The organism is Clostridioides sp. GD02367, assembly GCF_045900275.1.
In the GTDB taxonomy this organism is placed as follows: Bacteria; Bacillota; Clostridia; order Peptostreptococcales; family Peptostreptococcaceae; genus Clostridioides; species Clostridioides difficile_A.
In genome coordinates this window covers 84,760-105,478 of sequence record NZ_JBJODK010000003.1, presented here as the reverse complement: position 1 = coordinate 105,478, position 20,719 = coordinate 84,760, and the positions used below count along the sequence as shown (strand labels likewise).

The following is a 20,719-nucleotide window of genomic DNA, read 5'->3' as shown; positions in this document are numbered from 1 at the left end:
ACACCCCCTATCTACTGTTATATTGTCTTTCTCTTCCATGTGTTTTCATATCTAACTCTAGTGCATATCTTGTTGCATCAATTGAATGATTGTCTTTATCTTCTAATTTAGCTCTTACATTTCCATCTTTATCTGTTTGATAATCTATATTTTCAAATTCTCTAGCCACATTTGGAGTTCTGTTTGGGTCTATTACTATTGCTTGCAAATCATCTAACCAATTCTCTCCAAATTCGATTGAACCAGGTCCTTTTTTAGCTTTTAATGCTCTTATTCCATACTCTCTAAGTTCTGCAATACTTCTTGGTTCTGCACTATCACAAACAACATTAAAATCGTCATACCCTTTTGATTTAATCTTAGAAGCTAATTCTCTTATAGACATTTTCACTCCAAATATTTCATCTATAAAATATATAATTCTTTTCTTTTTATCATAATGAAGTCTTACGAATGCCATAGGGTCTGTTGCATATCCAAAGTCATTACCTTGCCTTATGTTATCAAAGTGAAGTATTTCTTCATTTGTTATTGTTTTAAACTCTAAATTAGAAAAAGGGACTACTCCAGAACCAATAGGCTCTCCTAAGTACTCCCATCTATATTTAAACTCATTTCTTATTTTAATTTCATTAGCTTCTTCAATAAAAGCTTTTGATATATGAGGATTATCTAAATAAATACTGTGATGAACATACGTATTTTTAGGTAATGTATGTGTTTCAAATTTCTTATTAACCCATGATTGCTTTCTTTTTGGAGGATTGTATGATAAAAATATTTTATAATTCAATTTATCTGGTAATTCTCCACGTAACACTGAATTAATTACCATAGATAGCTCATCTTCTGTTTTTATTTCTGCTACCTCTTCAAACCATGCAAAAGCAATTGGATATTTAGCTGACTTTATAGATTTTATCTTTTGTGGGTCATCAAGACCTCTAAATATAAATTTATTTCCTCTTGGAATAAAAATAATTTCCATTGGAGATTTTTTAAACTGAAATAAATGTGTTAAACCAAATATCTCTATAGTTTCTTTTAATTGCTCATAAACACTATCCATGATTGTATTACCAACCTTTCTAAAGCAAACAGTATTTACAGGATATTTAACCATAGCTAAAGTTAGCCAAAAGGCTATATGAGTTGACTTTGCTGAAGCTCTTCCACCTTTTAATACATGATATAAATATTTATTACTATTACTTACTTTCCAAAATTCATAGAAATTTTTATTTATTATTTCAGATAATTTTTTATTCATCTTCTACATTACCTATATCATCAATTATGGTTACTCCAACATTTCCATCTAGGTCAACTTTTTCAGTCCATAAAGCATATCTTTTCCCTAATAATTCAGCTGCTTTATTTCTGTCTTTTATACTTACATCTTTTTTTATTATTTCAGGACCATTTTCAGATACTACTATAACTTCTTCTTTCTCTTGATTTCTTAATATTTTTGTTAAGTACTCCATAACTTCTTTGGCATCTGCAATTCTCCTTGATTCAAAACTTTTCAGCCTTTCATCAATATAGTTTTTAACCTCATCATTACTCAACAGTCTACTTCCACTGCTTTCTGAGGTTCTTTGATTACTGTTTTTATATGCTTTTTTATATGCTTCTGTAGCATTACCAGTTTCAATATAATAGTCACAAAACCTTTTTTGTTTTTCAGTCAAATTTGCCATACCACCACCTCTTTATTTGCTTTATAAATAAAAAAAGAACTCTTTTCAGAGTTCTAACTTTCAATTGGATAGTTTAATTTTTTTTTGATGTTTTAGATTTAAACACAATTTCTTCATTATCTAAAAAAGTTTGTTCCATAATATGTTTTACTAAAAAAACCAAGAATTTACTCTCTCTTATAAAAATAAACAAATTGTTTAGTGTAATCCAAATGATAATACATCTTAATAAAATTATATTAAAGTCTAAGTTCACATAAATAATTCCTATTAATGCTAATGATATAATACCTGATAATAAAGCTCTTTTTATGCTCCTTAGCACTATATTTGTTTTTCCAAACCTTTTTATTATAACCATTATTCTTTTATCACACATAGACACTAATACAGTTGCTATAGTTGCTATAAATCCTATAAATACAGCTAATATGGTTGCTGAAATTGATAATAAATCCTTAAAGTTATATCCTGTTGTATTAAAACTTATATAGAGAATTATATTTTTTTCAAAAGAGAGATACTTTGACAAAATAATAAAAAAAATAATAAAAATGTTAAAAAGTATTATTTTTTTGTATTTCATAATTTAACATCCTCCTCTCTCTTCTGATATTCTTACTATTTAAACATATACTTCTTCCATAACTTTATTACAATCATCCAAAGTTTCTTCTACAGTAACATCAAAACACTCAGACATAGGCAAAAAAATCTTTTCAAATGTTTTTACTTTATTTTTTGTTACTGTTATAGAAAATTCATCATATAGTTTATTCTCAATTAAATCTATAACCCTTATTTCATCTTTATCATAGTCATAAGATTTTACTTTTATACCTCTAGTTAATTTAGGATGTCTCTTAAAAAAACTTACGATTTCTCTTAAGTTTATTTTTTCTAAAAATCTATTTTTACTCCATCCTACACTTAATTCAATTTTTCCACTAAGTGCCTCTAGATTATTTGACATTTTAGCAATTGATTCAACTGACTCAATTGATTCTTCTCGTGCTAACATTTTAATCTCTGATATATCTAAAAAGCTTAATGATATACTTTTATAATTGATTGTATCTAAGTCTGAAATGTTACTATACTCAGGTTTTAAGGTTATTGGATAAAGCTCTATATTCTCTCCATTATGATACTTTTCAATAAATTCATTCATAAAAGAACTTATGTTCTTAAATGATACACTTTTTCTATTATTTTGTAAAGATATAACACCTGTTTCTTTGTCATATATCATACAACACTCTTGACCTATAAATTCATCATCATCTAATGACTCTGCTTCTTTTACAACTTCTTCTAACTTAGACTTAAAAATACTATCTTTACTATTTTTTAAAAATCCAAGTTTCCACTTATTTTCATTCTCTTTTTCTATAAGCTTTAATTGAATGTTCTCTTCATCTGTTAACTTAAATACTCTATCCTCTACATTTAGATTTTTTAATTTTTCTAAAACTGAATTTAAATCATATAAAATAATCCTTTCCTTTCTGAAAGTATCTACAGTTTTAATAATAGGATAATAGTAAAAAACCTTTATTGTTTTGCTCCCCATGGTTAGTTCCTCCAAAATCTTTATTCTACAAATTTATATTCTACATATTTCAATTCATTCCTCTAACAATCTTTCGACAATTACATAATTCCTCATAATTTGATTAAATAAAGACATTGCTTTAATAAATATGTACCAATTTCATAAATTAAAATCAAAAGCTTTGGATACAAAATAATAAACATATAATTTATTAAATTGAAAAAGACTTAGAATTTAATCTAAGTCTTTTTTTGGGGATACATATTATATTTAAGGGAGCAAGTTTTAGGAATCGAACCTAAGATTACACACCAGTACTTGCAAATTGAGTGAGGTTACCAAACCTCACTCTTTTAGACATTTGAATTAAATTCGGATTTAATCCAACATATCTACATATAGTGTATTAATAAGTTTGAACATAGTAAGAATTGAACTTACAGCATCCTCATGCCCTGCCTAGTCTGTTCATATAAGCTAGGTGAATCCCTTAACCTAGCCCACATATATATTTAGTTTTGAGAGAGAAATATTCATTTCCACAATACTATTATCTCATATTTTAAATTGTAAAATCGGCAGAAAAACGGCAATAGAAAGACCTAGAATTTAATCTAGGTCTTTCTTTTTAATCCTAATTTCATTATTTTCAAAATAAACTTCAACTTCTCTTTCCTCTTGTGTTATATTCATTTCTTTAATCCATGTGGCTGGTAAACTTATTTTAGGGCTTAGTGAACCAGAGCCACTTTTTGATAAAAGTACTTTCAATATTCTTTTCTCCATTTCTTTCTCTCCCTCTAGGAAAATAAATATTTTATAGCAAATATTAATAATGCTATTGCACCAATTAATTTAACTATTCCAAAACTTAATTTCCCTAATTCTGTAATTAATTCCTTATATTTTCCCATTGTATTTTGAGTGGTCATGTATTATTATTTAATTAGAAGGGAAGGTGCTGACTTCCCTTCTAAAGTCTTATAGGCTATCTAATACCATTTTTATAACGGCTATTAGTGTACCTATTTCAAGAACAAGTTCGGTAAGGGCTTTGATAACTTTGCCGAACTCTTTTATTTTTTTGACCACTTCTTTCACCTCCTTTCTATATTTATAGTATATCATGTCGTACCGATATAATCAATACATTTTTCCTTTTTTTAGTAAAAAAAATAGACAGTTGTTAACTGCCTATAAATCTAACATTTTAAATAATGGTTCTTGCTCTATTAGTGCTTTTTTACCAAATAAAGCTATTGATATTGAACTAATCGCTTGATTAGCTCTTTCCCTCAATTGTCTTTCTTCTAAGTATACTTTATCAACTATTAAACTCCATTCTAAGCCTTCAATATACCTATACCTTATAATTTGTTTATGTATAGGTTTTAAATTGCTTATGGATACATCTATTGTATATTTTAGTGCTTCCATTTCATATAGTTCTATCTGTTTTTCTATTATCTTTTCTTCAAGGATAATTAACTCATTTTCAACTTGATTACTTATTGAATTAGTCTTACTTATAGGAATGCTGTCATAGCTTAAACCTTGTATAAAATCACCTAAATGGCACTCTTTAAGATTTTTTATTTGAAGTTTTAGACTTTCAATATTAATATGTAATTGTTTGTAGTTCTCAAGGTGCTTTTTAGTTGCCATAAAAAACTCCTTTTTAACTTTACTTGCCATAACATCACCCCTGTTTACTTAAGCTACCTTTTTCTTATTTTCTTTTCTCTTTTTCTTAAGTTCACTATATTCTATCCAACCATCTACTCCATATTTTTTACTCTTAGCAATCCATATCAATTTTTTATCTTGATATTTGTAATCAAAAAGCTTTTTTCTAAGTTCACCTTGCTGTGTGCTGTATCCTTTCACATCTATATAAACAACTTCACCATCCCATTTGTATATGGCAAAATCAACTGTATATGTAATAGCCCTATAGTTCTTTCCATCCTTCTTAAATTTAGGCTGTAATTCAAACTTTTGTTGAAGTCCAAAATCTTTTATTTCTCTATTTTCTTTCTTTTCTTTTAAATATAGATAATATTCTGATTCATCTTTGCTATCAAATTTAATTCCATCTATTATAATTTTCTTATTATTGTATTTACTCAATTAAATAATTCCTTTATCTCTTAAAAATTACTAATACTTATTAATATCATTTATAAAGTTATAAACCTCATGTACACTATATCCAAACCTTTTAAATCCTTTTACATATATTCTTATTGAACTTGGTATACTTCTACCTACCCTACAATTTTCGTATCCTTGCCATAAATTCTCTTTTTCCTCTTGCTTTACCATTTGAGAAACTGCTTTTTGAAACTTATTCATTGCTATTCCTCCATAGTTTTATTGATTTAAAATTAATTTTGATGCCCTCTATTGCTTTTATTAGCATTTTTCTCGCATTTTTTACAACAGTAAATTCTTTTAGACTCTTTTGGAATGTAAAATAACTTACCACACCAATTGCAAATTATCCTTTTATTCATAAAACCACTTCTTTCTTATTTTTCATGATACTTATTCTCACAGTTTTCGCACTCTTTTAGATTTAATCTATACTCATAAACTCTACCAACTATAAAGCTGCTTATTATGAGTACAATACTAGTTAAAATACTCATTTCTTAACATCTCCTCATATTCATCTCTAGCTTTGTCTATTGCAGTAAATATATCCTCTCCAGTGTCATATAATTCTTTTGCTCTTTTAATTGTGTATTCTGTCCTTGAAACTTCCATTATTCCTCCTCAATGTATTCAACTTTCCAGCCACTTCTAGTTTTACTTTTCTTTTTAATAGCTTGATAAACTGCTTGATATTTTAATCTTAAAAAACAGGCTGCACCATCTATAGACTCAAATTCCTTTACTTCTCCTGTATTAACATTTCTAATTCTTACTGGTAACTCTTTTTTTATTTTTCTATCCTTCTTCACTCCAAACTCAGCTAGCATTTTTTCTGGCTTAGGATATACTCTTTTTCCATTTTTTGTAATACCTAACAAGCAACAATATAATGCTAAGTAGTTTCTACATGTAAGGTCATCTTCAATAAGGTTGTCCACTACTGAGCCACTAAAATACCTTTCTACTTTAAACATTTATTTCACCTCATATTTAATTTTTCAGATTAAAATGGTAACTCATCATCATCTATAATTTCAAATCCTTGAGGGTCTAGTCCTATTGTTCCATCTTGTACACTCTCTTTATATGAATTACTTGATTTACTCTTACTTTCTAATGACTGTACTGATTTTGTACTTACTTTTGTAAATGTTCTTTTTTCACCTGATTGAGTTTGATAATTATCAACTCTTATATTTCCTTCTAATGCTACTAGCTTACCTTTTGTTATATAATTTGCACAGTATTCAGCTGATTTACCTATTACCTCTATTGGTATAAAGTCAGTATCCCTTTTCCCATCTTTATTTATATAATTTCTGTCTACAGCTATTGTAAATGATGCTACTGCTGTGCCTGTTCCTGGTATGTATTTTAGTTCTGGGTCTCTAGTTAATCTCCCAACTAATACAACTTGATTCATTTTAGTACCTCCACTATTATTATTTAAATTTAGCCTTTTGGCTTTTCTTTATAATTTCATCTAGTTCTTTGTTACTATATTGAGTAAATGTTTGTTCAAAATTAGCAAACTTATTTTTATTTGTTTGATTACTAGATTTTCTTGATTTTTTATTTTCATGTTGTAATTTATATAATTCTAATTGCTCATATGTAGTTATGTTTGCATCTTTCCACTTTTTAAGAATGCCTTTTAAATATGATAAATTCATATTCATTCTTTCAGCACATATCTCTATAGCTCTTTTAAATACTTTTACATCTACTTCATTAGATACTTCTAATAACCATTCTGCTGTAACTGGATATACTACTCCTATGTTTTCTTCATATAGCTTCTTAAATTCTTTTAAATTGTTATCCACAGGCTTATCTATATACATACTATTAAAACTATTAATATTAATACTATTAATATTAGTGTCCATATTTTCCGTGTCCGGCTGAGTCGTGTCCGGAAAAGTAGGACATGGTTCCATGTCTATATTTTTAGGACATGGCTTTTTTTTCTTTTTATCTTCTTTTGAACCTCTATTAAAAATACATTTTTCTATATGAGTTCTATCAAATACAATTTCATATATATTGTTTTGCATCTTACCTTGTTTAGATTTATTTTTATGAATTTTTATATAACCACTAGTTTCTAATTCTTTTTTATATTTTGTAAAAGTGTCTTTTGATATATTTAACTCATAACAGATTAAATCCCTAGTTGGAAAACAGGTTCCAGTAGTTCCTGCAAAGCTGGATAAATAGGAATATAACATTCTAGCACCAACAGTTAACCATCTATCTCTAGCTACTAATCTTGGCATGAGACCGTATCCATCACTTAGTATATTTCCCTTTTCTATAATAACTTTGTCCATATTATTCAAGAGATTCACCTACTTAATTAACCCTTTTTCTCTTTGTAATTTTTCATATCCAACACATATCTGGTCATATTCTTGCTTACTTAAATCCTTAACTTCTTTATTAAACTTATAATATACTTCACTTTTTACTCTATCTGCATCTTTTCCTATAGTATTTGCTATTGAAAAGAGCCTTTTTATTTGATTTTGATTTATTTTTATTTGACTATTTTCATTTCCTTTACTAGAAAAATTCCCTAAATCATTTCTCTTATAATCCTCTTTTCCACTCGTTGCATCAAAAGTATCATTCTCTGTAATGTTTAATAATTGTATGTATAAATATCTTGTTTGATAAGTTTCAATTCCTCCCAATGCTTGTAACTCATTAGAACCTTTTAGTTGTAACTCTCTCATTGGAGATGTGAATATTATCTCTTCTGTTGGATTTTCTCCATTAATCAATGTTAGTGTTGCATAGTCATTTGTAAAGGTCACTATAGGGCATAATTTGGCTTTTTCTAATAATTCTGTAGCTTGAGGGAGAAAGTCTGCCAACTCAAAATACTTAAAATTAGCAAACTTATTTTGACCACTCTTTTTTATATCTAATTTATTAAACTTAATTCTTACATCCATTAATTTAATATAAATATTATTTACTTCCAATAATCTCACTCTCCATTTCTCTAATATTTCTTTCTAAAACAGACATAAATCCATCTATGTAATCACCACAACCCCCTTGTAATTTGTATTCTTCCAAATGCTCTTCAAATTGTTTCAAAGTCCACCCTTTTTTATGTTTATCTATGCAAGATTCTAATGCTGATATTTGTCCAAACTTTACATCCCAATCTACTTCATCCACTGTCATAAACTTTAATAAAAATAATCTTTCTTCTAAATTTTTTATTTGCATAATATCTCCATTTTGATATATACTTAAAGTAACTTTATGTTTACTTTAAGTAGTTTTTGAATTGAGCCTCTGCAAAGGCTCTTTTCTTATATTTGAACATCTATTGGTCTATCTCTTTCAAGTTCTTCTTGATACATCATAGCTTCTCTAAAGTCAATAGAAGCTTCTAATTTAATATCAAATTCTAGTCCTTCTAAGATATTTTGACTGGCAAACTTTACAGCTTCCCACCAATCCAAACTACCAGTTTCAAATTCTCCTAATTCCTTTAATTTATTTATTTCCTTTTCTGCTTGTCTAATTTGACCTATTGCAATTAATCTGGCTGTTTCCATTTAAACCCCTCCCAATTTATTACTACCTATATAAACTACATTCTAAATTTCTATATTACACATTAAACCTTTTAGAATGTTACATTACCTATTCTAAATCCATTCTTTTTGTGCTATAATTTGTTTGTGTTATATTTTATTTTTTATTTTTTTGTGTGTTGGTTATTTGACCAGCACTTTTTTATTTAATATTCCAACTGATATTTTCTTACCAGTTTTAATATCTTTAAATACTATATCTGCTATAACTTTTCCATCTTTTTTAAGAGTTACTATATTATTCTTATTAGTATTAAGGCTTAACAATTTCATCCCCTCTCTCTACTGCTTTTAAAAGTTCATCCAAATTTTTACCTTGATTTCTTTCAATAAAATCATCAACTTCATATCTTGAAATTTTTCTACCATCACCTCTAGCCAGTGATTTTATCAAACCTGTGCTCACTAACCTACGCATAAAAACTGTATCTAATTTTAAAATTCCCCTTGCTTCTTCTACTGTTATCAAGTAATTTGGATAGCCTCTTTTTATTAAAACAACTATATCTTTAGGCTCTAGTACTTTTACCTTTTGTTCAACTGTTTGGCTCTTAACTCTATTTGTTTCTTGTTTATTTATCTCTATTTCTATTAAACTTTTTAAACTATCACTAAATTGTTTTGCTATACTTTCAGAAATATCCATGTGAAAATTCTCTCCCCCTCTTTTTAATGAAATATATAAAATTAATTTTATATCTACGCATTATTACCAAAATCCTATATATATTATTTTCAGCTCCATACCTCATGTTATAATTGACTCAAGAAGTATTCCCACATACTTCCAATACATAAGCAAAGGATGGTGAAAATATGAATAAGGACGAGTTAAATAAAATTTGCGACGAAGTGTACAACAGAATACTAAAAAGTGAATATTCAGATGAAACACTTCTTAGGAATAAAATTAGTGAATTTATTTCCCTAAAAGAAAAATCTGCTAGTGAAATAAGTAATACAGAGCTTTGTATGTTTTTTTATTTTGAGAATATTGCATTTACTAAAAACTATGTTAAAGAAGTCTTATCTGAAATTCTTTTAGATAAATAATCACTTATTTCATCTATTTTTATTGGCTTTGTTTTTTCTTCAAGCAAAGCCAATCTTTTCCCTATATCAGACTCTTTCAGAAGATAATCAGTAATATAGTGTAAATCTTTTTCTGTAATCTTTGTATCCTTTTCATTCATTAAAATACACCTCTCTTTTATATATTTTGAATCTAATTTTCTAAGTACTAACCCAACATTGAAGTTTGATAACTATACTCTTTTTCTATATCTGGCAATATATTATTTACTTTTAATAAATCATATAAAAACAATCTTCCTTTTTGAGTCCATTTAGTTGTCATTTTTACATCAGTCATTCCATCACTTCTAGTTATATCTATTGTTTCTGAATGAGTATATCCCTTGCCTTGATACTGTTTATATAAAAGCCATTGCCCACTTTGTTTGTATTGGATTCCTCTTTCATGAAGTATTTTATTCATTTCTTTTCCACTCATTCCATAGTCTTTTGCTATTTGAGTTATAGTGACAAGACCTTTGTTTTTTAATATCATATCTGTGTAATCTGCTTTTGGTTTTAACTCTTTTATTACTTGGTCTTTCATTTTACCTTCTAGTTGCTCTATAAGATGTTGTAATGCTTCTTTATATGTAGTTGGTAATTTAGGCTGCTGTTCATTTTTTAATACTTGCTCCATTTCTTCAAACTTAGCCACATAAACAGCAGTAAATATAATTCCTTTTTCTCCAGTCATTTTATTAGCAACCATATCACAACCTTTTTTAGTCAATAGATAGCAAGGTTGAGTTTTATTTTGAGCATTTACATAAGTACTTTCTATAAAGAAATCTTGACTCTTCAAATTTGATGAGTCCTCTATAATCCTTTTATATCCTCTTATATCTCTTAATAAGTTATCATGTTTCTTTTCTATTAACTCTGCTACATCTCTACTTTCGACTAAAAATTGATTATTTTTATTGATTATTTTTAACTCATTCATCTTAACCAACTCCCTTTTTTATTTATGTTTATATGCCTTTTCTTTATTTGCTTGAAATTCAAATTTAATAAAATATCTTAATATTTCATTTTAAAACACTCTTATAATTTTTATCTAATTCATTAACAACGATTAGATTATTTATTATTAGCATTGCATTTTCTTCTAATATTTCTGCTTCTACTAAATTATTCATAAAACCCTCCTTCATATATTATCTCTACTAAATCTGCATCTAAAGCTTTGACTAACTTACACAATGTATCTATCTTCGGAATATATTTATCTTTTTCCAAGTCACTTATTGTTGTTTGTGCTATTCCTGTAATCTTACTTAATTCCATTTGAGATAGCATATTATTTTTTCTATAATGTTTAAGCTTGTATCCTATTGACATTAAATCACCTACCTCTTGTTAACTATATATCGTTAATTAAATTATATATTTATTTTTTGCCACTGTCAACGTTTTATCGTTAATTTTTTTCATAAAAATATGTTATTATTTGTTTAAACGATTTAACGTTGAAATATAGGAGGTTTTAGAATGGACTTATTAACAGCAACATCAAAACGCATATTAGGTTTATGTAAAGAAAATGATATTACAGTAAATAAGCTTTGTACTTTAGCTGGAGTAACACAGTCTACAGTAGATAGTATTTTAAAAGGTAAAAGTAAAAATCCAGGTATATGCACTATAAAAAAACTTTGTGACACTTTAGAAATAACAATAATTGATTTTTTTAATAATCCTTTATTTGAAGATTTAGATATTGATTAATTATTAAAATTTATTACCTACCTGCTTCTTTAACTTACTATTAGTTTTACGTAGCAGGTATATTATTTCTTAAAGATTCCAACTATCTAATTCTTTCTTCGAGCATTAGAGCTATATCCCTACTGTCAGTTGTTAGTTTATTATTAACTTTTACTATTTTTAAATCTTTTATATTTACAAACTCCTCTCTATAAAATGCCCATCATTTTATTGCCATTTTAGCAACTAAATCTGAAAAAAAATAGTCTGTTGATACTCCATATAATTCAGACAACTTTTTTATTTCGTTTGCTTTGAACTCATTTTTACCATTAAGTTTAAGCCTAAAGCCAAATAAACTAAGACCTAACAAATCTGCAACAAATTTTTGCGTATGTTGATTTTCTTTCATTAACCCTTTCAATCTATTGACATACATTTCTTCACCCTCTAACTTTTTGCTATGTAAGCAAGTTCTTGTTTATATAATAGCAACAAAAATGTTAAAAGTCAATATTTTTGTTGCTTTTTTGGCAATTTTAATTGTAATAGCAAAAAAAGTTGCTATAATGTAAATAAAAGTTGCTATAATGAAAACTACAATAAAGGATGATTTTATATGTTTAGATTAAAAGAACTGAGAGAAGAAAAAGGAATATCTTTAGATAGATTAAGCATGGATTTAAATGTAAATAAATCCACTCTATCTAGGATTGAAAATGGGTTAAGAGAGCCAAAGCAATCTTTTATTGAAGACTGTTCAAATTATTTTGATGTATCAACGGATTACTTACTTGGTAAAACAGACATAAAAAATCCTAATCAAGTAGTAAAATCTTTAAATCCTATTTTCTCAAAAAGATTAAGAGAATTAATAAAGGAAAAAGGTGTCGCATTAAATATATTAGGCAAAAAATTAGAAATAAGTACTGATTTATTGTCTAAATATGAAAATAATATAATTTCACCTAAAAGTGATGATATTATAAAGCTTGCTCATTATTTTGATGTTACAACAGATTATCTTTTAGGCACAACACTTGTTAGAAATCATATAGATACTGTAGCTGCACACAAAGCAAATCCACATGAGGATTTACCTGAGGAAGCACAAGAACAGCTTAATGATTATATTGAATTTTTAATGACTAAATACAAGAAATAAAAGTTACTTGATAGCCAATATATCAATCTATATTCTTATCAATTAACTAAATGGTTAGAATATATATTAAATGTAATCCATTTTAAGAGGTGAATATATGAGTGTTTTATCAGATAGATTAAAGTTGCTTAGAGAAAAGAAAGGAGTAATGCAAAAAGAAATTGCCAACTATCTTAACATAACTACTAGTGCATATGAATTTTATGAACAGGGTAAAAGGACACCTACCCCAGAAATATTATCTAGTTTAGCTGAATATTTTGGCACTACTGTTGATTATTTAATAGGTAGGTATGATAATAAAGCAAGTAGTATTTCTAGTAAAACTTCTTGTAATAATACATTATTTCAAAAAAGATTAAAAGAACTTAGAGCTGAAAAAAATATGACTCAAGAAGATGTTGCAAATAAATTAAACTTAACCAAAAGTGCTTATGGTTATTATGAACAAGGAAAGACAGTTCCTGATGCTTATATGTTATCTAGCCTTGCTGAAATATTTAATGTGACTACTGATTATTTATTAGGTAGGTCTATTGTAAAAAATGATATAGATACTGTAGCTGCACATAAAGCTAATCCACATGAGGATTTACCAGAAGAAGCTCAAGAACAACTTAATGATTATATTGAGTTTTTAATTAATAAATACAAAAAATAAGTGTTTATACCTTAATAATTTTATAATACTAGATATTTTAAAAGAGGTAAGTTAAATGCAAACATTAAAAGAAATTATAAAAGAATATAGGAAACTAAACAAATTATCTCTTAGAGATTTTTCAGATTTATGTGACCTTAGCCACACTTATATTGATAAGATAGAAAAAGGTAAAGACCCTAGAAATGGGAATCCAATTGAACCTACACTGGATTCCCTAGAAAAAATAAGTTTTGGATTAAATTTAACACTAGAGGAACTATTAGTTAAATTAGGAAAAATAAAAGAAAATGAAAATCGAATAGAATCTGAAAAATCTAATTCTACAAATCACCTGTTAAATTTAGTTCTCTCTAAAAATCTTAAAGATTTAAGAATAAAAAAAGGTCTCACTCAAGAACAAGTTGCTAAAGATTTAATGACAACAAAAGTATCCATTAGTAGATATGAAAATGGAACTAGAGAACCTAAAATTGAAATGTTAGATTCTCTGTCAAATTACTATAATGTGTCAGTTGATTATCTACTTGGTAAAACCTCAATTGAAAATTACACAACTACTGATGAAATATCCAAAATAATTAAATCTTATGAAAGTTTACCTAAAGAAGCTCAAGAACATATTAATAGTTACATAGAGTTTTTAGTTGATAGATATAAAAAATAAATATTTAGAGCAGTTCACACCTGCTCTTTATATATAAAAAAATCAAAAATACATTCTTTTTATAGGGGGATTTCCATGAAAAAACTAGACGCACTTTTAGACTTAGCAAAAAATGAAGAAATAGAAATTTACTACACTGACAAAATAGCAGATGACATAAAAGGATTGTATATAAACAAGCAAGGGTTAAAAATTATATCATTGCTTAATTCATTAAAACAAAATAATACTAAGCTAATAGAGATACTAACAGAAGAATTAGGACATCATTTTACCAGTGTTGGAAATTATGTATCCTCAAAAAACAGTTACAAAAACAAAATATTGGTAGATAAAACTGAGGACAAAGCCCTAAGATGGGCAGGTGAATTTCTTATAACAGAAGAAGAAATAATACATGTTATTAATTCACATGCAACAAATGTATATGAAATAGCTGAAGAATTACAAGTTAGTGTTGAATTCTTATTAAAAAGATTAGAATTTCTATCAAGAAAGAAAAATATGTTAGACTTGGGAAACAATAGATTCTTAGTATTAACTAATTTACCAAATTTCTACATATATGAGGATATTTTTTAAACTATTTCATTCTACTTTTATAGATTTCCATTTAATAAATACATATTTCAATATCACTATAATAAATCAAATATAAAATCAAAAAAATTGTAAGAATATTAAGAAAATAGCTCATTGCAAACAAGATAAACAAAATTAAAATAATATTGTACACAACAAAAGTATATAAAGAGCAGACTAACTGCTCTTTTATATAAACATAAAACAAACATACATTCTAAAAAAAGGGGGTACTATTATGAAAGGTGGAGTAAGAAAAAGAAGTAACAAATGGTATTACTACTTTGACCTAGGCATAGTAGATGGAAAAAGAAAAAAAGTAGAAAGAGTTGGTGGCAATACAAAAAAGGAAGCAGAAAAAGCACTAAGAGAAGCACTAAATGAATATGAAAACTCTGGTATAGTATTTGAAGAAAGCAACATAAGTGTATCAGACTATTTAGATTTTTGGTACAAAGAATATGTCTTACTTAACTGTAAATACAACACACAAGAAAGCTATAGAATAAATATAGAAAAACATATAAAACCAAAACTAGGAGTTTACAAAGTAAAAGCTTTAACACCTGCGATACTACAAAGCTTCATAAATAAAAAATACAAAGAGAATTATTCTCAAAATACATTACAAGTATTAAAAAACATATTACATAGGTCATTAAAATCAGCAGTCTATCCTTACAAACATATACGAGAAAATCCTATGCAATATGTAAGTATACCAAAAACTAAGACTAAAACAGAATCTAACAAAGTTAAAACTATTACATTAGATGAATTTAATCAAATACTGAATATATTTCCTCAAGATTCATTTCAGCGTATAGTCCTACTAATTGGATTTTATACTGGCATGAGAAGAGGAGAAATTATTGCATTAACATGGGATGATATAGATCTTGATAACAAAACTATTACAGTAAAACATACACTGATTAAAAAGAAGAATGGAATATTTGAATTAAGCCAACCAAAAACAGAAAGTTCTTGTAGAACTATCTTTACAGGAGATACTTTAATAAGGATACTAAAAGAACATAAACTACATCAAAAGAAAATGAAATTAAAATATGGTGAATTTTACTTTGATAGCAACTGGGTATGTACTAAAGAAAATGGTCAACAAGTAAACACCCACACTTTAGACACTATAGTAAAACAAATTCGAGGAGCTTTAAACAATGACTTCCATTTTCATTGTTTAAGACATACACATGCTACCCTATTATTAGAAAATGGAGCTAACATTAAAGACATACAAAACCGTTTGGGTCATAGCCAACTATCAACTACAATGGATACCTATTCACATGTAACTGATAAAATGAAAAATGAAACTGTAGATATATTTGAAAAAATTACAAATTAGAGTTTGCCACCCAAAAGTATAATACGGTGGCAAATGGGTGGCAAAATCTAATTTATCTATTTTAAAAGACAATATAATCAATTTTATATAATCAGCTATATCTTTGCAATTTCAATACTTTAGAATTTATAATATATATCATTCATACAAGATATTAATTATAAATCTAACCAATAAAACTTATATCTTACATAATACTATCTAATCTCTATCGTCTAGCATATTTTTTCTATACTCATTTGGACTCATATTATTGAACTTCTTAAATATTTGTGAAAAATAACTACTATTATTAAAACCTACTTTCTTACAAACCTCTCTAATACTCATATTTATATTTAATAGGTATTTCTTAGATTCTTCTATCCTAAGAAGATTTATATACTCAGTTATTGATACTTGGTTTTTTTCATTAAAAATAGAGCTCAAATAATTTGGACTTATAAAAAATACCTTCGCTATACTATTTAAGTTTATATTATCTTTATAATATTTTTGTATATATTCATTCACATTTTCAATCAAATCTCTCTTATCTTGTTTCCAAAATTCTCTATTCTTATCAATACACTCTTCAGAAAATTGTAATAATATATCCCACAAATCTTCATCACTATTTGTAAGTGATATTTTTTTATTGTATTTATTTCTTAGATAAGATATAAACTTTAAATCTTCTAAATCTCTAAGCACTGTTCTAGATAATACAAATATCATTTCTTGAATAATATCTCTAACATCATTATACATTAATTTATTAGCATCTATCAGATTATAAATCCCTTCTAAATTCATGTCTTTTATTTCTTTCTCTATAGAAAGTTCTAATTCAAAAGGATATTCTCGTAAAACATTATTGAATAAATCGATTGGATTGATAATATACTTTTCTTCTAACAATTTAATATTTGCTTTTTTAAGTGCTTCTTCAAGCTTTATATTTTTCTTTCTATTCTTCAATATCTCCTCATCTTTTATACTAAGTTGATTTTCAAAAAAATTTCTCTTAGCTATTTCCTGAATAAATTCAGACATCATTAATAAATTTTCTTTTAACACATATAGTCTACTCTTTGGAATTAATGAAAGTTCATTGTAGATTTTACTTATGTATTTTACATCAATATCTGAACTACTTGACAATTTAGATAAATTTTTATCTGTATCACTAGATTTATATATTATAAAATTACCACACTCTATAAAGCCAACTATATTTTCTTCTAATACTATCGGTATTTCCAAACTAGAAATACCATACTCACATTCATACATTTTTTCAAAATTATCACCATTTATACTCTTATCAAGTTTTCTATTGCACACTTTTATACTTTTACAAATATCACAAAATCTAGTTTCTTTTTTAGTATCAAATATTTCTTTATGTTTTGAGTCATATACAGATATTCTAAGTTTCAATATATTAGATATTTGATTTGCAATATTTTCAATTATATTTACATTAATTAGCTCTTGTATAGTATTTTCAGAAAATACTATAGGTAGTTGTTTCAAGCTCGAAAATTTATGAGGGACATAAGTGATTAATATTACTAAATCAATTTTACCAGTATTTATAATTTCGTGTTCTGAATATGGTGGGCAATAAACTATTGATTTTTCCTTTATATTGACCTTTTTACCATCAATAATTTGTAATCCTTCCCCCTGAATTACATATAAAAGCTGTTCTTCACTTAAATGAAAATGTTTTTCTTGGCAGTTTTTTGGAAAAAATCTTACAATTCCAGCACTAAGCCTATTAAATTGTGTTTTTGATGGTTCATGTATCCATGTAACTTCTCCCCAATCAAATTTTTGTACTTCATTATTCGACTCACTAAAATACTCCATAAACTCACCTCTTAGTTTTTGTCTAAATATTTTTTTATCCCTTCAAATGTCTCTTTGCTTATAATATGTTCTATCCTACATGCATCTTTCTCAGCTATATCAAATGAAATTCCCAATATATTTGCTAAAAATTTAGTGATTAAAATATGTTTTTCATAAATTTCCTCTGCTTTTTTTCTACCTTCTTTAGTTAAAATAATGCCACCATCAACTTCCATTATAATAAGGCTATATTCTTTTAGGATTCCCATAGCTCTACTTACACTTGCTTTACTATAATTTAGCTTTTTAGCTATATCAACAGATTTTACAAGTCCATTCTTCTTTTCTAAAATAAGTATTGTCTCCAAATAATTTTCTCTTGATTCATACATTCCAATAGCCTCCAAATTTAACAACTCTATTATAATATTTTAATTATAATAATTAGAAAAATATAACTATATATTCAAAAACTTATAGTATTTAAAAATACTAATATTTATAAATTAGGATATTTTGCCACTTACATTAATATATATTATCATAATTTTCTTTTTTATTACATAGAGAAATAACTATATAGAACATAGTTCTATTATATGTAAAAATACGTCTTGAAAACAATAAACTTAAATAGTTCTAACTTATTCTTTATATTAAAGAAATTAAAAGTTTAATTATTTTATAAGAATTATTTTTTACACATCTTTTTTTCATTTAAATAACATATCTTCTCATCTATTTTATCCATACAATCTTCTAGTTCCTGTATTTTATTTTTAATGTTTTTCTTGTACTGTTGGAAAAATTGGATTCTTTTATCTATAGTATCGTCTCCCATATCACAAAAATGAAAACATTCATGGATATCTTTAATAGATAAACCAGCATTTTTTAAATCTTTTATAAATGTCAAACGCTCTATATCTTCTTCACAGAAATAACGAACACCACTTGGTTTTCTACTGATAGGAAGTAGTAAATCCTTTTCTTCATAAAATCGAATAGCCTATGAAGAAATGTTCGTTATTTTTGATACATCAGTCATGGAATATTTCATATTTTTTCCTCCATAAAATTTTATATGAATAAGAACATTATAAAAATCCATTATGCAATAGTCAATAAAAAAGTATTGACTTCAAGCTAGGTTGAAGTTGTATTCTTTGAAGTGTAAAAATAAATTACCGAAAGAAAGGAATAATATAAATGGAAAAATACACAACTATGATTAAAGAAAAATTAAATAAAGGAAAGGTATTGTGTGGAGTGGCAGTTTCACTATCTGATTCATCTGTAAGTGAATTAATTGGTCTATCAGGATATGATTTTGTTTGGATTGAAGGTGAACATGGTGCTTTGGACCGTAAAGATATTCAGCAACATATGATAGCTGCACATGCTGGTGGCGCTGCTTCTTTAATTAGATTAGCAAACAGTAATCCTGACATTGTTAAACCTATAATGGATATGGGAACAGATATTATAGGTTCTCCATTTATTAATACAGCACAGGATGCAGAAAAAGCAGTATCAGCTTGTACTTATCCTCCAGATGGTTATAAGAGGATGCAATCCTCAGAGAGCTTCCTATTATGGAAATATGAGTTATTTAGACTATGTTAAAAATGCAAATAACGAAACATTAAAAATAATGTTAATTGAACAGAAAGCAGGTTATGATAACATTGAAGAAATAGTACAAGTCAAAGGTGTCGATATTATAGCATTAGGCTCTGGTGATTTATCTTTAGACATGGGATTTTCTGGAGATATGAATAGAATTGAAATAAAAGATATGATTTCTCAAGCTGCTAAAGTATGTAAAAAATACAATATGCCCTTTATTACCTTTCCTTCAATAGAAAAGAAAAGTATTGAAACATGGATTAATACAGGAGCAAGTATGCTCTGTTTTGCACAAGACACAACATTTATAACTTATGTTATCAAACAATTATTGTCTTTCTATGATGAGATTGTACCAGATAAAAAACGACATTAATTTATAAATTTGATTTATACTAAAAGAGACTAATATTTTATCTATTTTTATTAAGGATATTTTCTTATGTATTGTAATATTAGTCTCTTTTAGTATTATATAATGTTGTTATTATTAGTTATATATAATTACTATAGTATATAAACTTATTCAGCTAACATTTTACCTAATTGTACACATTCATCTTTTGCTTCTTCATCGGGTTCTTCCATTGAAGTAATTCCTTCACCACCTATAATTGTCGCACCAGCATTTTGCATACGTTCTTCCCATTCTCTCATCCATTCACAATTTCCCCAACCATATGAACCAAATAATCCAATCTGCTTACCTGATACAATAGATTCTAATTCTGCCACAAATGGCTCCATATAACCCTCTTCTAATTGTTCTGCTCCCATAGATGGGCAACCTAATGCAAATTTATTTTCTTCTTTTAAGTCACTTGGTTTTAATAAGCTTACATCTATAACTTCTGGTGTTTTACCTTTTAACTTCACTCCTTCAGCTACAAATTTTGCCATTTTTTCAGTATTTCCTGTTCCACTCCAATAAACAATATATATTTTACTCATCCTTACCTCCTATAATATCTTTAATTAATAGTTACCTATA

At 26.8% G+C, this 20,719-nt stretch carries 34 protein-coding genes; 9 read left to right on the top strand and 25 right to left on the bottom strand.

The annotated features are described in order from the left end of the window. Window positions 1-7: 7 nt before the first annotated feature. The 17 genes from Q3223_RS04610 to Q3223_RS04530 all read right to left on the bottom strand — a co-directional run bounded on the left by Q3223_RS04610 (window position 8) and on the right by Q3223_RS04530 (window position 9,678). Entirely contained in the window at window positions 8-1,270 is a 1,263-nt protein-coding gene (locus tag Q3223_RS04610; protein ID WP_194687215.1) for a PBSX family phage terminase large subunit, read from the bottom strand. Beyond that, window positions 1,263-1,703 (bottom strand): terminase small subunit, encoded by a 441-nt coding sequence (locus Q3223_RS04605; protein WP_054276814.1) that lies wholly within the window; start codon window positions 1,701-1,703, stop codon window positions 1,263-1,265. Before Q3223_RS04605 ends, Q3223_RS04610 begins: the two co-directional genes overlap by 8 nt. 73 nt (window positions 1,704-1,776) lie before the next feature. Next, entirely contained in the window at window positions 1,777-2,289 is a 513-nt protein-coding gene (locus Q3223_RS04600; RefSeq protein ID WP_054276815.1) for a hypothetical protein, read from the bottom strand. A 39-nt stretch (window positions 2,290-2,328) separates the two neighbouring features. After that, the gene (locus Q3223_RS04595) at window positions 2,329-3,276 is read right to left on the bottom strand and encodes a DUF6731 family protein (RefSeq protein WP_054276816.1); all 948 of its coding nucleotides are present in this window, start codon (window positions 3,274-3,276) and stop codon (window positions 2,329-2,331) included. A 591-nt stretch (window positions 3,277-3,867) separates the two neighbouring features. Continuing rightward, the gene (locus tag Q3223_RS04590) at window positions 3,868-4,044 is read right to left on the bottom strand and encodes a hypothetical protein (RefSeq protein ID WP_021365388.1); all 177 of its coding nucleotides are present in this window, start codon (window positions 4,042-4,044) and stop codon (window positions 3,868-3,870) included. A gap of 408 nt (window positions 4,045-4,452) precedes the next feature. Then, window positions 4,453-4,953: a hypothetical protein gene (locus tag Q3223_RS04585; protein WP_288769782.1), complete on the bottom strand. Its 501-nt coding sequence runs from the start codon at window positions 4,951-4,953 to the stop codon at window positions 4,453-4,455. A gap of 18 nt (window positions 4,954-4,971) precedes the next feature. Then, the gene (locus Q3223_RS04580) at window positions 4,972-5,388 is read right to left on the bottom strand and encodes a DUF1064 domain-containing protein (RefSeq protein ID WP_407811688.1); all 417 of its coding nucleotides are present in this window, start codon (window positions 5,386-5,388) and stop codon (window positions 4,972-4,974) included. Between the two features lie 30 nt (window positions 5,389-5,418). Further along, window positions 5,419-5,613 carry a hypothetical protein gene (locus Q3223_RS04575; protein WP_021426507.1) on the bottom strand — a complete coding sequence of 65 codons (195 nt, stop codon included), beginning with the start codon at window positions 5,611-5,613 and terminating at the stop codon, window positions 5,419-5,421. Window positions 5,614-5,892: 279 nt separating this feature from the next. Further along, complete coding sequence (locus Q3223_RS04570; RefSeq protein ID WP_255612772.1) at window positions 5,893-6,027, bottom strand: hypothetical protein; 135 nt, start codon at window positions 6,025-6,027, stop codon at window positions 5,893-5,895. Then, a complete protein-coding gene (locus Q3223_RS04565; RefSeq protein WP_054276819.1) occupies window positions 6,027-6,389 on the bottom strand; it encodes a hypothetical protein in 363 nt (120 codons plus the stop codon). Before Q3223_RS04565 ends, Q3223_RS04570 begins: the two co-directional genes overlap by 1 nt. Before the next feature lie 29 nt (window positions 6,390-6,418). After that, window positions 6,419-6,838, bottom strand: coding sequence for a single-stranded DNA-binding protein (locus tag Q3223_RS04560; protein WP_169469000.1), 420 nt, complete (start codon window positions 6,836-6,838; stop codon window positions 6,419-6,421). Window positions 6,839-6,857: 19 nt separating this feature from the next. Further along, the gene (locus Q3223_RS04555; RefSeq protein WP_407811782.1) at window positions 6,858-7,748 is read right to left on the bottom strand and encodes a DnaD domain protein; all 891 of its coding nucleotides are present in this window, start codon (window positions 7,746-7,748) and stop codon (window positions 6,858-6,860) included. 18 nt (window positions 7,749-7,766) lie between these two features. Further along, on the bottom strand, window positions 7,767-8,405 hold the full coding sequence (locus Q3223_RS04550; RefSeq protein ID WP_169468996.1) for an ERF family protein: 639 nt from the start codon (window positions 8,403-8,405) through the stop codon (window positions 7,767-7,769). Further along, window positions 8,392-8,658, bottom strand: a complete 267-nt coding sequence (locus tag Q3223_RS04545) for a hypothetical protein (RefSeq protein ID WP_407811687.1) — start codon at window positions 8,656-8,658, stop codon at window positions 8,392-8,394. The genes Q3223_RS04550 and Q3223_RS04545 overlap by 14 nt, the downstream gene beginning before the upstream one ends. 86 nt (window positions 8,659-8,744) lie before the next feature. Further along, a complete protein-coding gene (locus tag Q3223_RS04540; protein ID WP_407811686.1) occupies window positions 8,745-8,993 on the bottom strand; it encodes a hypothetical protein in 249 nt (82 codons plus the stop codon). Window positions 8,994-9,155: 162 nt separating this feature from the next. Beyond that, window positions 9,156-9,299: a hypothetical protein gene (locus Q3223_RS04535; protein WP_021419503.1), complete on the bottom strand. Its 144-nt coding sequence runs from the start codon at window positions 9,297-9,299 to the stop codon at window positions 9,156-9,158. Further along, a complete protein-coding gene (locus Q3223_RS04530; RefSeq protein ID WP_095903886.1) occupies window positions 9,286-9,678 on the bottom strand; it encodes a helix-turn-helix domain-containing protein in 393 nt (130 codons plus the stop codon). Before Q3223_RS04530 ends, Q3223_RS04535 begins: the two co-directional genes overlap by 14 nt. Before the next feature lie 170 nt (window positions 9,679-9,848). Between Q3223_RS04530 and Q3223_RS04525 the strand changes: the two genes are divergently transcribed. Continuing rightward, window positions 9,849-10,085, top strand: a complete 237-nt coding sequence (locus Q3223_RS04525) for a hypothetical protein (protein WP_021365377.1) — start codon at window positions 9,849-9,851, stop codon at window positions 10,083-10,085. Here the strand turns inward: Q3223_RS04525 and Q3223_RS04520 are convergent. From Q3223_RS04520 to Q3223_RS04510, 3 genes are all read right to left on the bottom strand, one after another. Further along, the gene (locus tag Q3223_RS04520) at window positions 10,043-10,225 is read right to left on the bottom strand and encodes a hypothetical protein (RefSeq protein ID WP_021365376.1); all 183 of its coding nucleotides are present in this window, start codon (window positions 10,223-10,225) and stop codon (window positions 10,043-10,045) included. The two genes, Q3223_RS04525 and Q3223_RS04520, sit on opposite strands and share 43 nt — an antisense overlap. A 47-nt stretch (window positions 10,226-10,272) precedes the next feature. Continuing rightward, window positions 10,273-11,052 carry a phage regulatory protein/antirepressor Ant gene (locus Q3223_RS04515; protein ID WP_407811685.1) on the bottom strand — a complete coding sequence of 260 codons (780 nt, stop codon included), beginning with the start codon at window positions 11,050-11,052 and terminating at the stop codon, window positions 10,273-10,275. A gap of 188 nt (window positions 11,053-11,240) precedes the next feature. After that, window positions 11,241-11,450: a helix-turn-helix transcriptional regulator gene (locus Q3223_RS04510; RefSeq protein ID WP_332851075.1), complete on the bottom strand. Its 210-nt coding sequence runs from the start codon at window positions 11,448-11,450 to the stop codon at window positions 11,241-11,243. 150 nt (window positions 11,451-11,600) lie between these two features. Here Q3223_RS04510 and Q3223_RS04505 point away from each other — a divergent pair, with 150 nt between their 5' ends. Then, a complete protein-coding gene (locus tag Q3223_RS04505; RefSeq protein ID WP_263346982.1) occupies window positions 11,601-11,837 on the top strand; it encodes a helix-turn-helix domain-containing protein in 237 nt (78 codons plus the stop codon). Window positions 11,838-12,039: 202 nt separating this feature from the next. On the opposite strand, the gene Q3223_RS04500 is transcribed toward Q3223_RS04505, so the two are convergent. After that, a complete protein-coding gene (locus Q3223_RS04500) occupies window positions 12,040-12,255 on the bottom strand; it encodes a helix-turn-helix domain-containing protein (RefSeq protein ID WP_074073292.1) in 216 nt (71 codons plus the stop codon). Between the two features lie 180 nt (window positions 12,256-12,435). On the opposite strand from Q3223_RS04500, the gene Q3223_RS04495 reads away from it, so the two are divergent. The 5 genes from Q3223_RS04495 (at window position 12,436) to Q3223_RS04475 (ending at window position 16,260) form a co-directional block, all read left to right on the top strand. Further along, entirely contained in the window at window positions 12,436-12,981 is a 546-nt protein-coding gene (locus tag Q3223_RS04495; RefSeq protein ID WP_407811684.1) for a helix-turn-helix domain-containing protein, read from the top strand. A gap of 97 nt (window positions 12,982-13,078) precedes the next feature. Beyond that, on the top strand, window positions 13,079-13,642 hold the full coding sequence (locus Q3223_RS04490; RefSeq protein WP_407811683.1) for a helix-turn-helix domain-containing protein: 564 nt from the start codon (window positions 13,079-13,081) through the stop codon (window positions 13,640-13,642). Between the two features lie 55 nt (window positions 13,643-13,697). Then, window positions 13,698-14,309 (top strand): helix-turn-helix domain-containing protein, encoded by a 612-nt coding sequence (locus Q3223_RS04485; RefSeq protein WP_407811682.1) that lies wholly within the window; start codon window positions 13,698-13,700, stop codon window positions 14,307-14,309. A 75-nt stretch (window positions 14,310-14,384) separates the two neighbouring features. Next, window positions 14,385-14,891, top strand: coding sequence for an ImmA/IrrE family metallo-endopeptidase (locus tag Q3223_RS04480; protein ID WP_243193373.1), 507 nt, complete (start codon window positions 14,385-14,387; stop codon window positions 14,889-14,891). A 238-nt stretch (window positions 14,892-15,129) separates the two neighbouring features. After that, entirely contained in the window at window positions 15,130-16,260 is a 1,131-nt protein-coding gene (locus Q3223_RS04475) for a tyrosine-type recombinase/integrase (RefSeq protein ID WP_407811681.1), read from the top strand. 201 nt (window positions 16,261-16,461) lie between these two features. Here the strand turns inward: Q3223_RS04475 and Q3223_RS04470 are convergent, their stop codons facing one another. The 3 genes from Q3223_RS04470 to Q3223_RS04460 all read right to left on the bottom strand — a co-directional run bounded on the left by Q3223_RS04470 (window position 16,462) and on the right by Q3223_RS04460 (window position 19,105). Then, complete coding sequence (locus Q3223_RS04470) at window positions 16,462-18,117, bottom strand: helix-turn-helix domain-containing protein (RefSeq protein WP_223195910.1); 1,656 nt, start codon at window positions 18,115-18,117, stop codon at window positions 16,462-16,464. 11 nt (window positions 18,118-18,128) lie between these two features. Continuing rightward, window positions 18,129-18,491, bottom strand: a complete 363-nt coding sequence (locus Q3223_RS04465) for a metal-dependent transcriptional regulator (protein WP_223195909.1) — start codon at window positions 18,489-18,491, stop codon at window positions 18,129-18,131. A gap of 299 nt (window positions 18,492-18,790) precedes the next feature. Then, on the bottom strand, window positions 18,791-19,105 hold the full coding sequence (locus Q3223_RS04460; RefSeq protein ID WP_223195911.1) for a MerR family transcriptional regulator: 315 nt from the start codon (window positions 19,103-19,105) through the stop codon (window positions 18,791-18,793). A gap of 203 nt (window positions 19,106-19,308) precedes the next feature. Here Q3223_RS04460 and Q3223_RS04455 point away from each other — a divergent pair, with 203 nt between their 5' ends. Together Q3223_RS04455 and Q3223_RS04450 are read left to right on the top strand one after the other, a co-directional pair. Next, window positions 19,309-19,725: an aldolase/citrate lyase family protein gene (locus Q3223_RS04455; RefSeq protein ID WP_231300832.1), complete on the top strand. Its 417-nt coding sequence runs from the start codon at window positions 19,309-19,311 to the stop codon at window positions 19,723-19,725. Beyond that, complete coding sequence (locus Q3223_RS04450) at window positions 19,703-20,104, top strand: aldolase/citrate lyase family protein (RefSeq protein ID WP_231300831.1); 402 nt, start codon at window positions 19,703-19,705, stop codon at window positions 20,102-20,104. The genes Q3223_RS04455 and Q3223_RS04450 overlap by 23 nt, the downstream gene beginning before the upstream one ends. A gap of 146 nt (window positions 20,105-20,250) precedes the next feature. Here Q3223_RS04450 and Q3223_RS04445 read toward each other — a convergent pair whose 3' ends face one another. Next, window positions 20,251-20,679 carry a flavodoxin gene (locus tag Q3223_RS04445; RefSeq protein ID WP_231300830.1) on the bottom strand — a complete coding sequence of 143 codons (429 nt, stop codon included), beginning with the start codon at window positions 20,677-20,679 and terminating at the stop codon, window positions 20,251-20,253. Window positions 20,680-20,719: the final 40 nt, after the last annotated feature.

Coding starts and splice junctions, on each gene's coding strand:
- Q3223_RS04520 (WP_021365376.1), bottom strand. CDS start 10,225: ATGAATGAAAAGGATACAAAGATTACAGAAAAAGATTTACACTATATT.
- Q3223_RS04475 (WP_407811681.1), top strand. CDS start 15,130: ATGAAAGGTGGAGTAAGAAAAAGAAGTAACAAATGGTATTACTACTTT.
- Q3223_RS04455 (WP_231300832.1), top strand. CDS start 19,309: ATGGAAAAATACACAACTATGATTAAAGAAAAATTAAATAAAGGAAAG.
- Q3223_RS04500 (WP_074073292.1), bottom strand. CDS start 12,255: ATGTATGTCAATAGATTGAAAGGGTTAATGAAAGAAAATCAACATACG.
- Q3223_RS04610 (WP_194687215.1), bottom strand. CDS start 1,270: ATGAATAAAAAATTATCTGAAATAATAAATAAAAATTTCTATGAATTT.
- Q3223_RS04495 (WP_407811684.1), top strand. CDS start 12,436: ATGTTTAGATTAAAAGAACTGAGAGAAGAAAAAGGAATATCTTTAGAT.
- Q3223_RS04575 (WP_021426507.1), bottom strand. CDS start 5,613: ATGAATAAGTTTCAAAAAGCAGTTTCTCAAATGGTAAAGCAAGAGGAA.
- Q3223_RS04605 (WP_054276814.1), bottom strand. CDS start 1,703: ATGGCAAATTTGACTGAAAAACAAAAAAGGTTTTGTGACTATTATATT.
- Q3223_RS04545 (WP_407811687.1), bottom strand. CDS start 8,658: ATGCAAATAAAAAATTTAGAAGAAAGATTATTTTTATTAAAGTTTATG.
- Q3223_RS04450 (WP_231300831.1), top strand. CDS start 19,703: ATGAGTTATTTAGACTATGTTAAAAATGCAAATAACGAAACATTAAAA.
- Q3223_RS04530 (WP_095903886.1), bottom strand. CDS start 9,678: ATGGATATTTCTGAAAGTATAGCAAAACAATTTAGTGATAGTTTAAAA.
- Q3223_RS04510 (WP_332851075.1), bottom strand. CDS start 11,450: ATGTCAATAGGATACAAGCTTAAACATTATAGAAAAAATAATATGCTA.
- Q3223_RS04540 (WP_407811686.1), bottom strand. CDS start 8,993: ATGGAAACAGCCAGATTAATTGCAATAGGTCAAATTAGACAAGCAGAA.
- Q3223_RS04555 (WP_407811782.1), bottom strand. CDS start 7,748: ATGGACAAAGTTATTATAGAAAAGGGAAATATACTAAGTGATGGATAC.
- Q3223_RS04505 (WP_263346982.1), top strand. CDS start 11,601: ATGGACTTATTAACAGCAACATCAAAACGCATATTAGGTTTATGTAAA.
- Q3223_RS04490 (WP_407811683.1), top strand. CDS start 13,079: ATGAGTGTTTTATCAGATAGATTAAAGTTGCTTAGAGAAAAGAAAGGA.
- Q3223_RS04485 (WP_407811682.1), top strand. CDS start 13,698: ATGCAAACATTAAAAGAAATTATAAAAGAATATAGGAAACTAAACAAA.
- Q3223_RS04515 (WP_407811685.1), bottom strand. CDS start 11,052: ATGAATGAGTTAAAAATAATCAATAAAAATAATCAATTTTTAGTCGAA.
- Q3223_RS04470 (WP_223195910.1), bottom strand. CDS start 18,117: ATGGAGTATTTTAGTGAGTCGAATAATGAAGTACAAAAATTTGATTGG.
- Q3223_RS04600 (WP_054276815.1), bottom strand. CDS start 2,289: ATGAAATACAAAAAAATAATACTTTTTAACATTTTTATTATTTTTTTT.
- Q3223_RS04590 (WP_021365388.1), bottom strand. CDS start 4,044: ATGGAGAAAAGAATATTGAAAGTACTTTTATCAAAAAGTGGCTCTGGT.
- Q3223_RS04595 (WP_054276816.1), bottom strand. CDS start 3,276: ATGGGGAGCAAAACAATAAAGGTTTTTTACTATTATCCTATTATTAAA.
- Q3223_RS04445 (WP_231300830.1), bottom strand. CDS start 20,679: ATGAGTAAAATATATATTGTTTATTGGAGTGGAACAGGAAATACTGAA.
- Q3223_RS04525 (WP_021365377.1), top strand. CDS start 9,849: ATGAATAAGGACGAGTTAAATAAAATTTGCGACGAAGTGTACAACAGA.
- Q3223_RS04565 (WP_054276819.1), bottom strand. CDS start 6,389: ATGTTTAAAGTAGAAAGGTATTTTAGTGGCTCAGTAGTGGACAACCTT.
- Q3223_RS04570 (WP_255612772.1), bottom strand. CDS start 6,027: ATGGAAGTTTCAAGGACAGAATACACAATTAAAAGAGCAAAAGAATTA.
- Q3223_RS04465 (WP_223195909.1), bottom strand. CDS start 18,491: ATGTATGAATCAAGAGAAAATTATTTGGAGACAATACTTATTTTAGAA.
- Q3223_RS04480 (WP_243193373.1), top strand. CDS start 14,385: ATGAAAAAACTAGACGCACTTTTAGACTTAGCAAAAAATGAAGAAATA.
- Q3223_RS04560 (WP_169469000.1), bottom strand. CDS start 6,838: ATGAATCAAGTTGTATTAGTTGGGAGATTAACTAGAGACCCAGAACTA.
- Q3223_RS04585 (WP_288769782.1), bottom strand. CDS start 4,953: ATGGCAAGTAAAGTTAAAAAGGAGTTTTTTATGGCAACTAAAAAGCAC.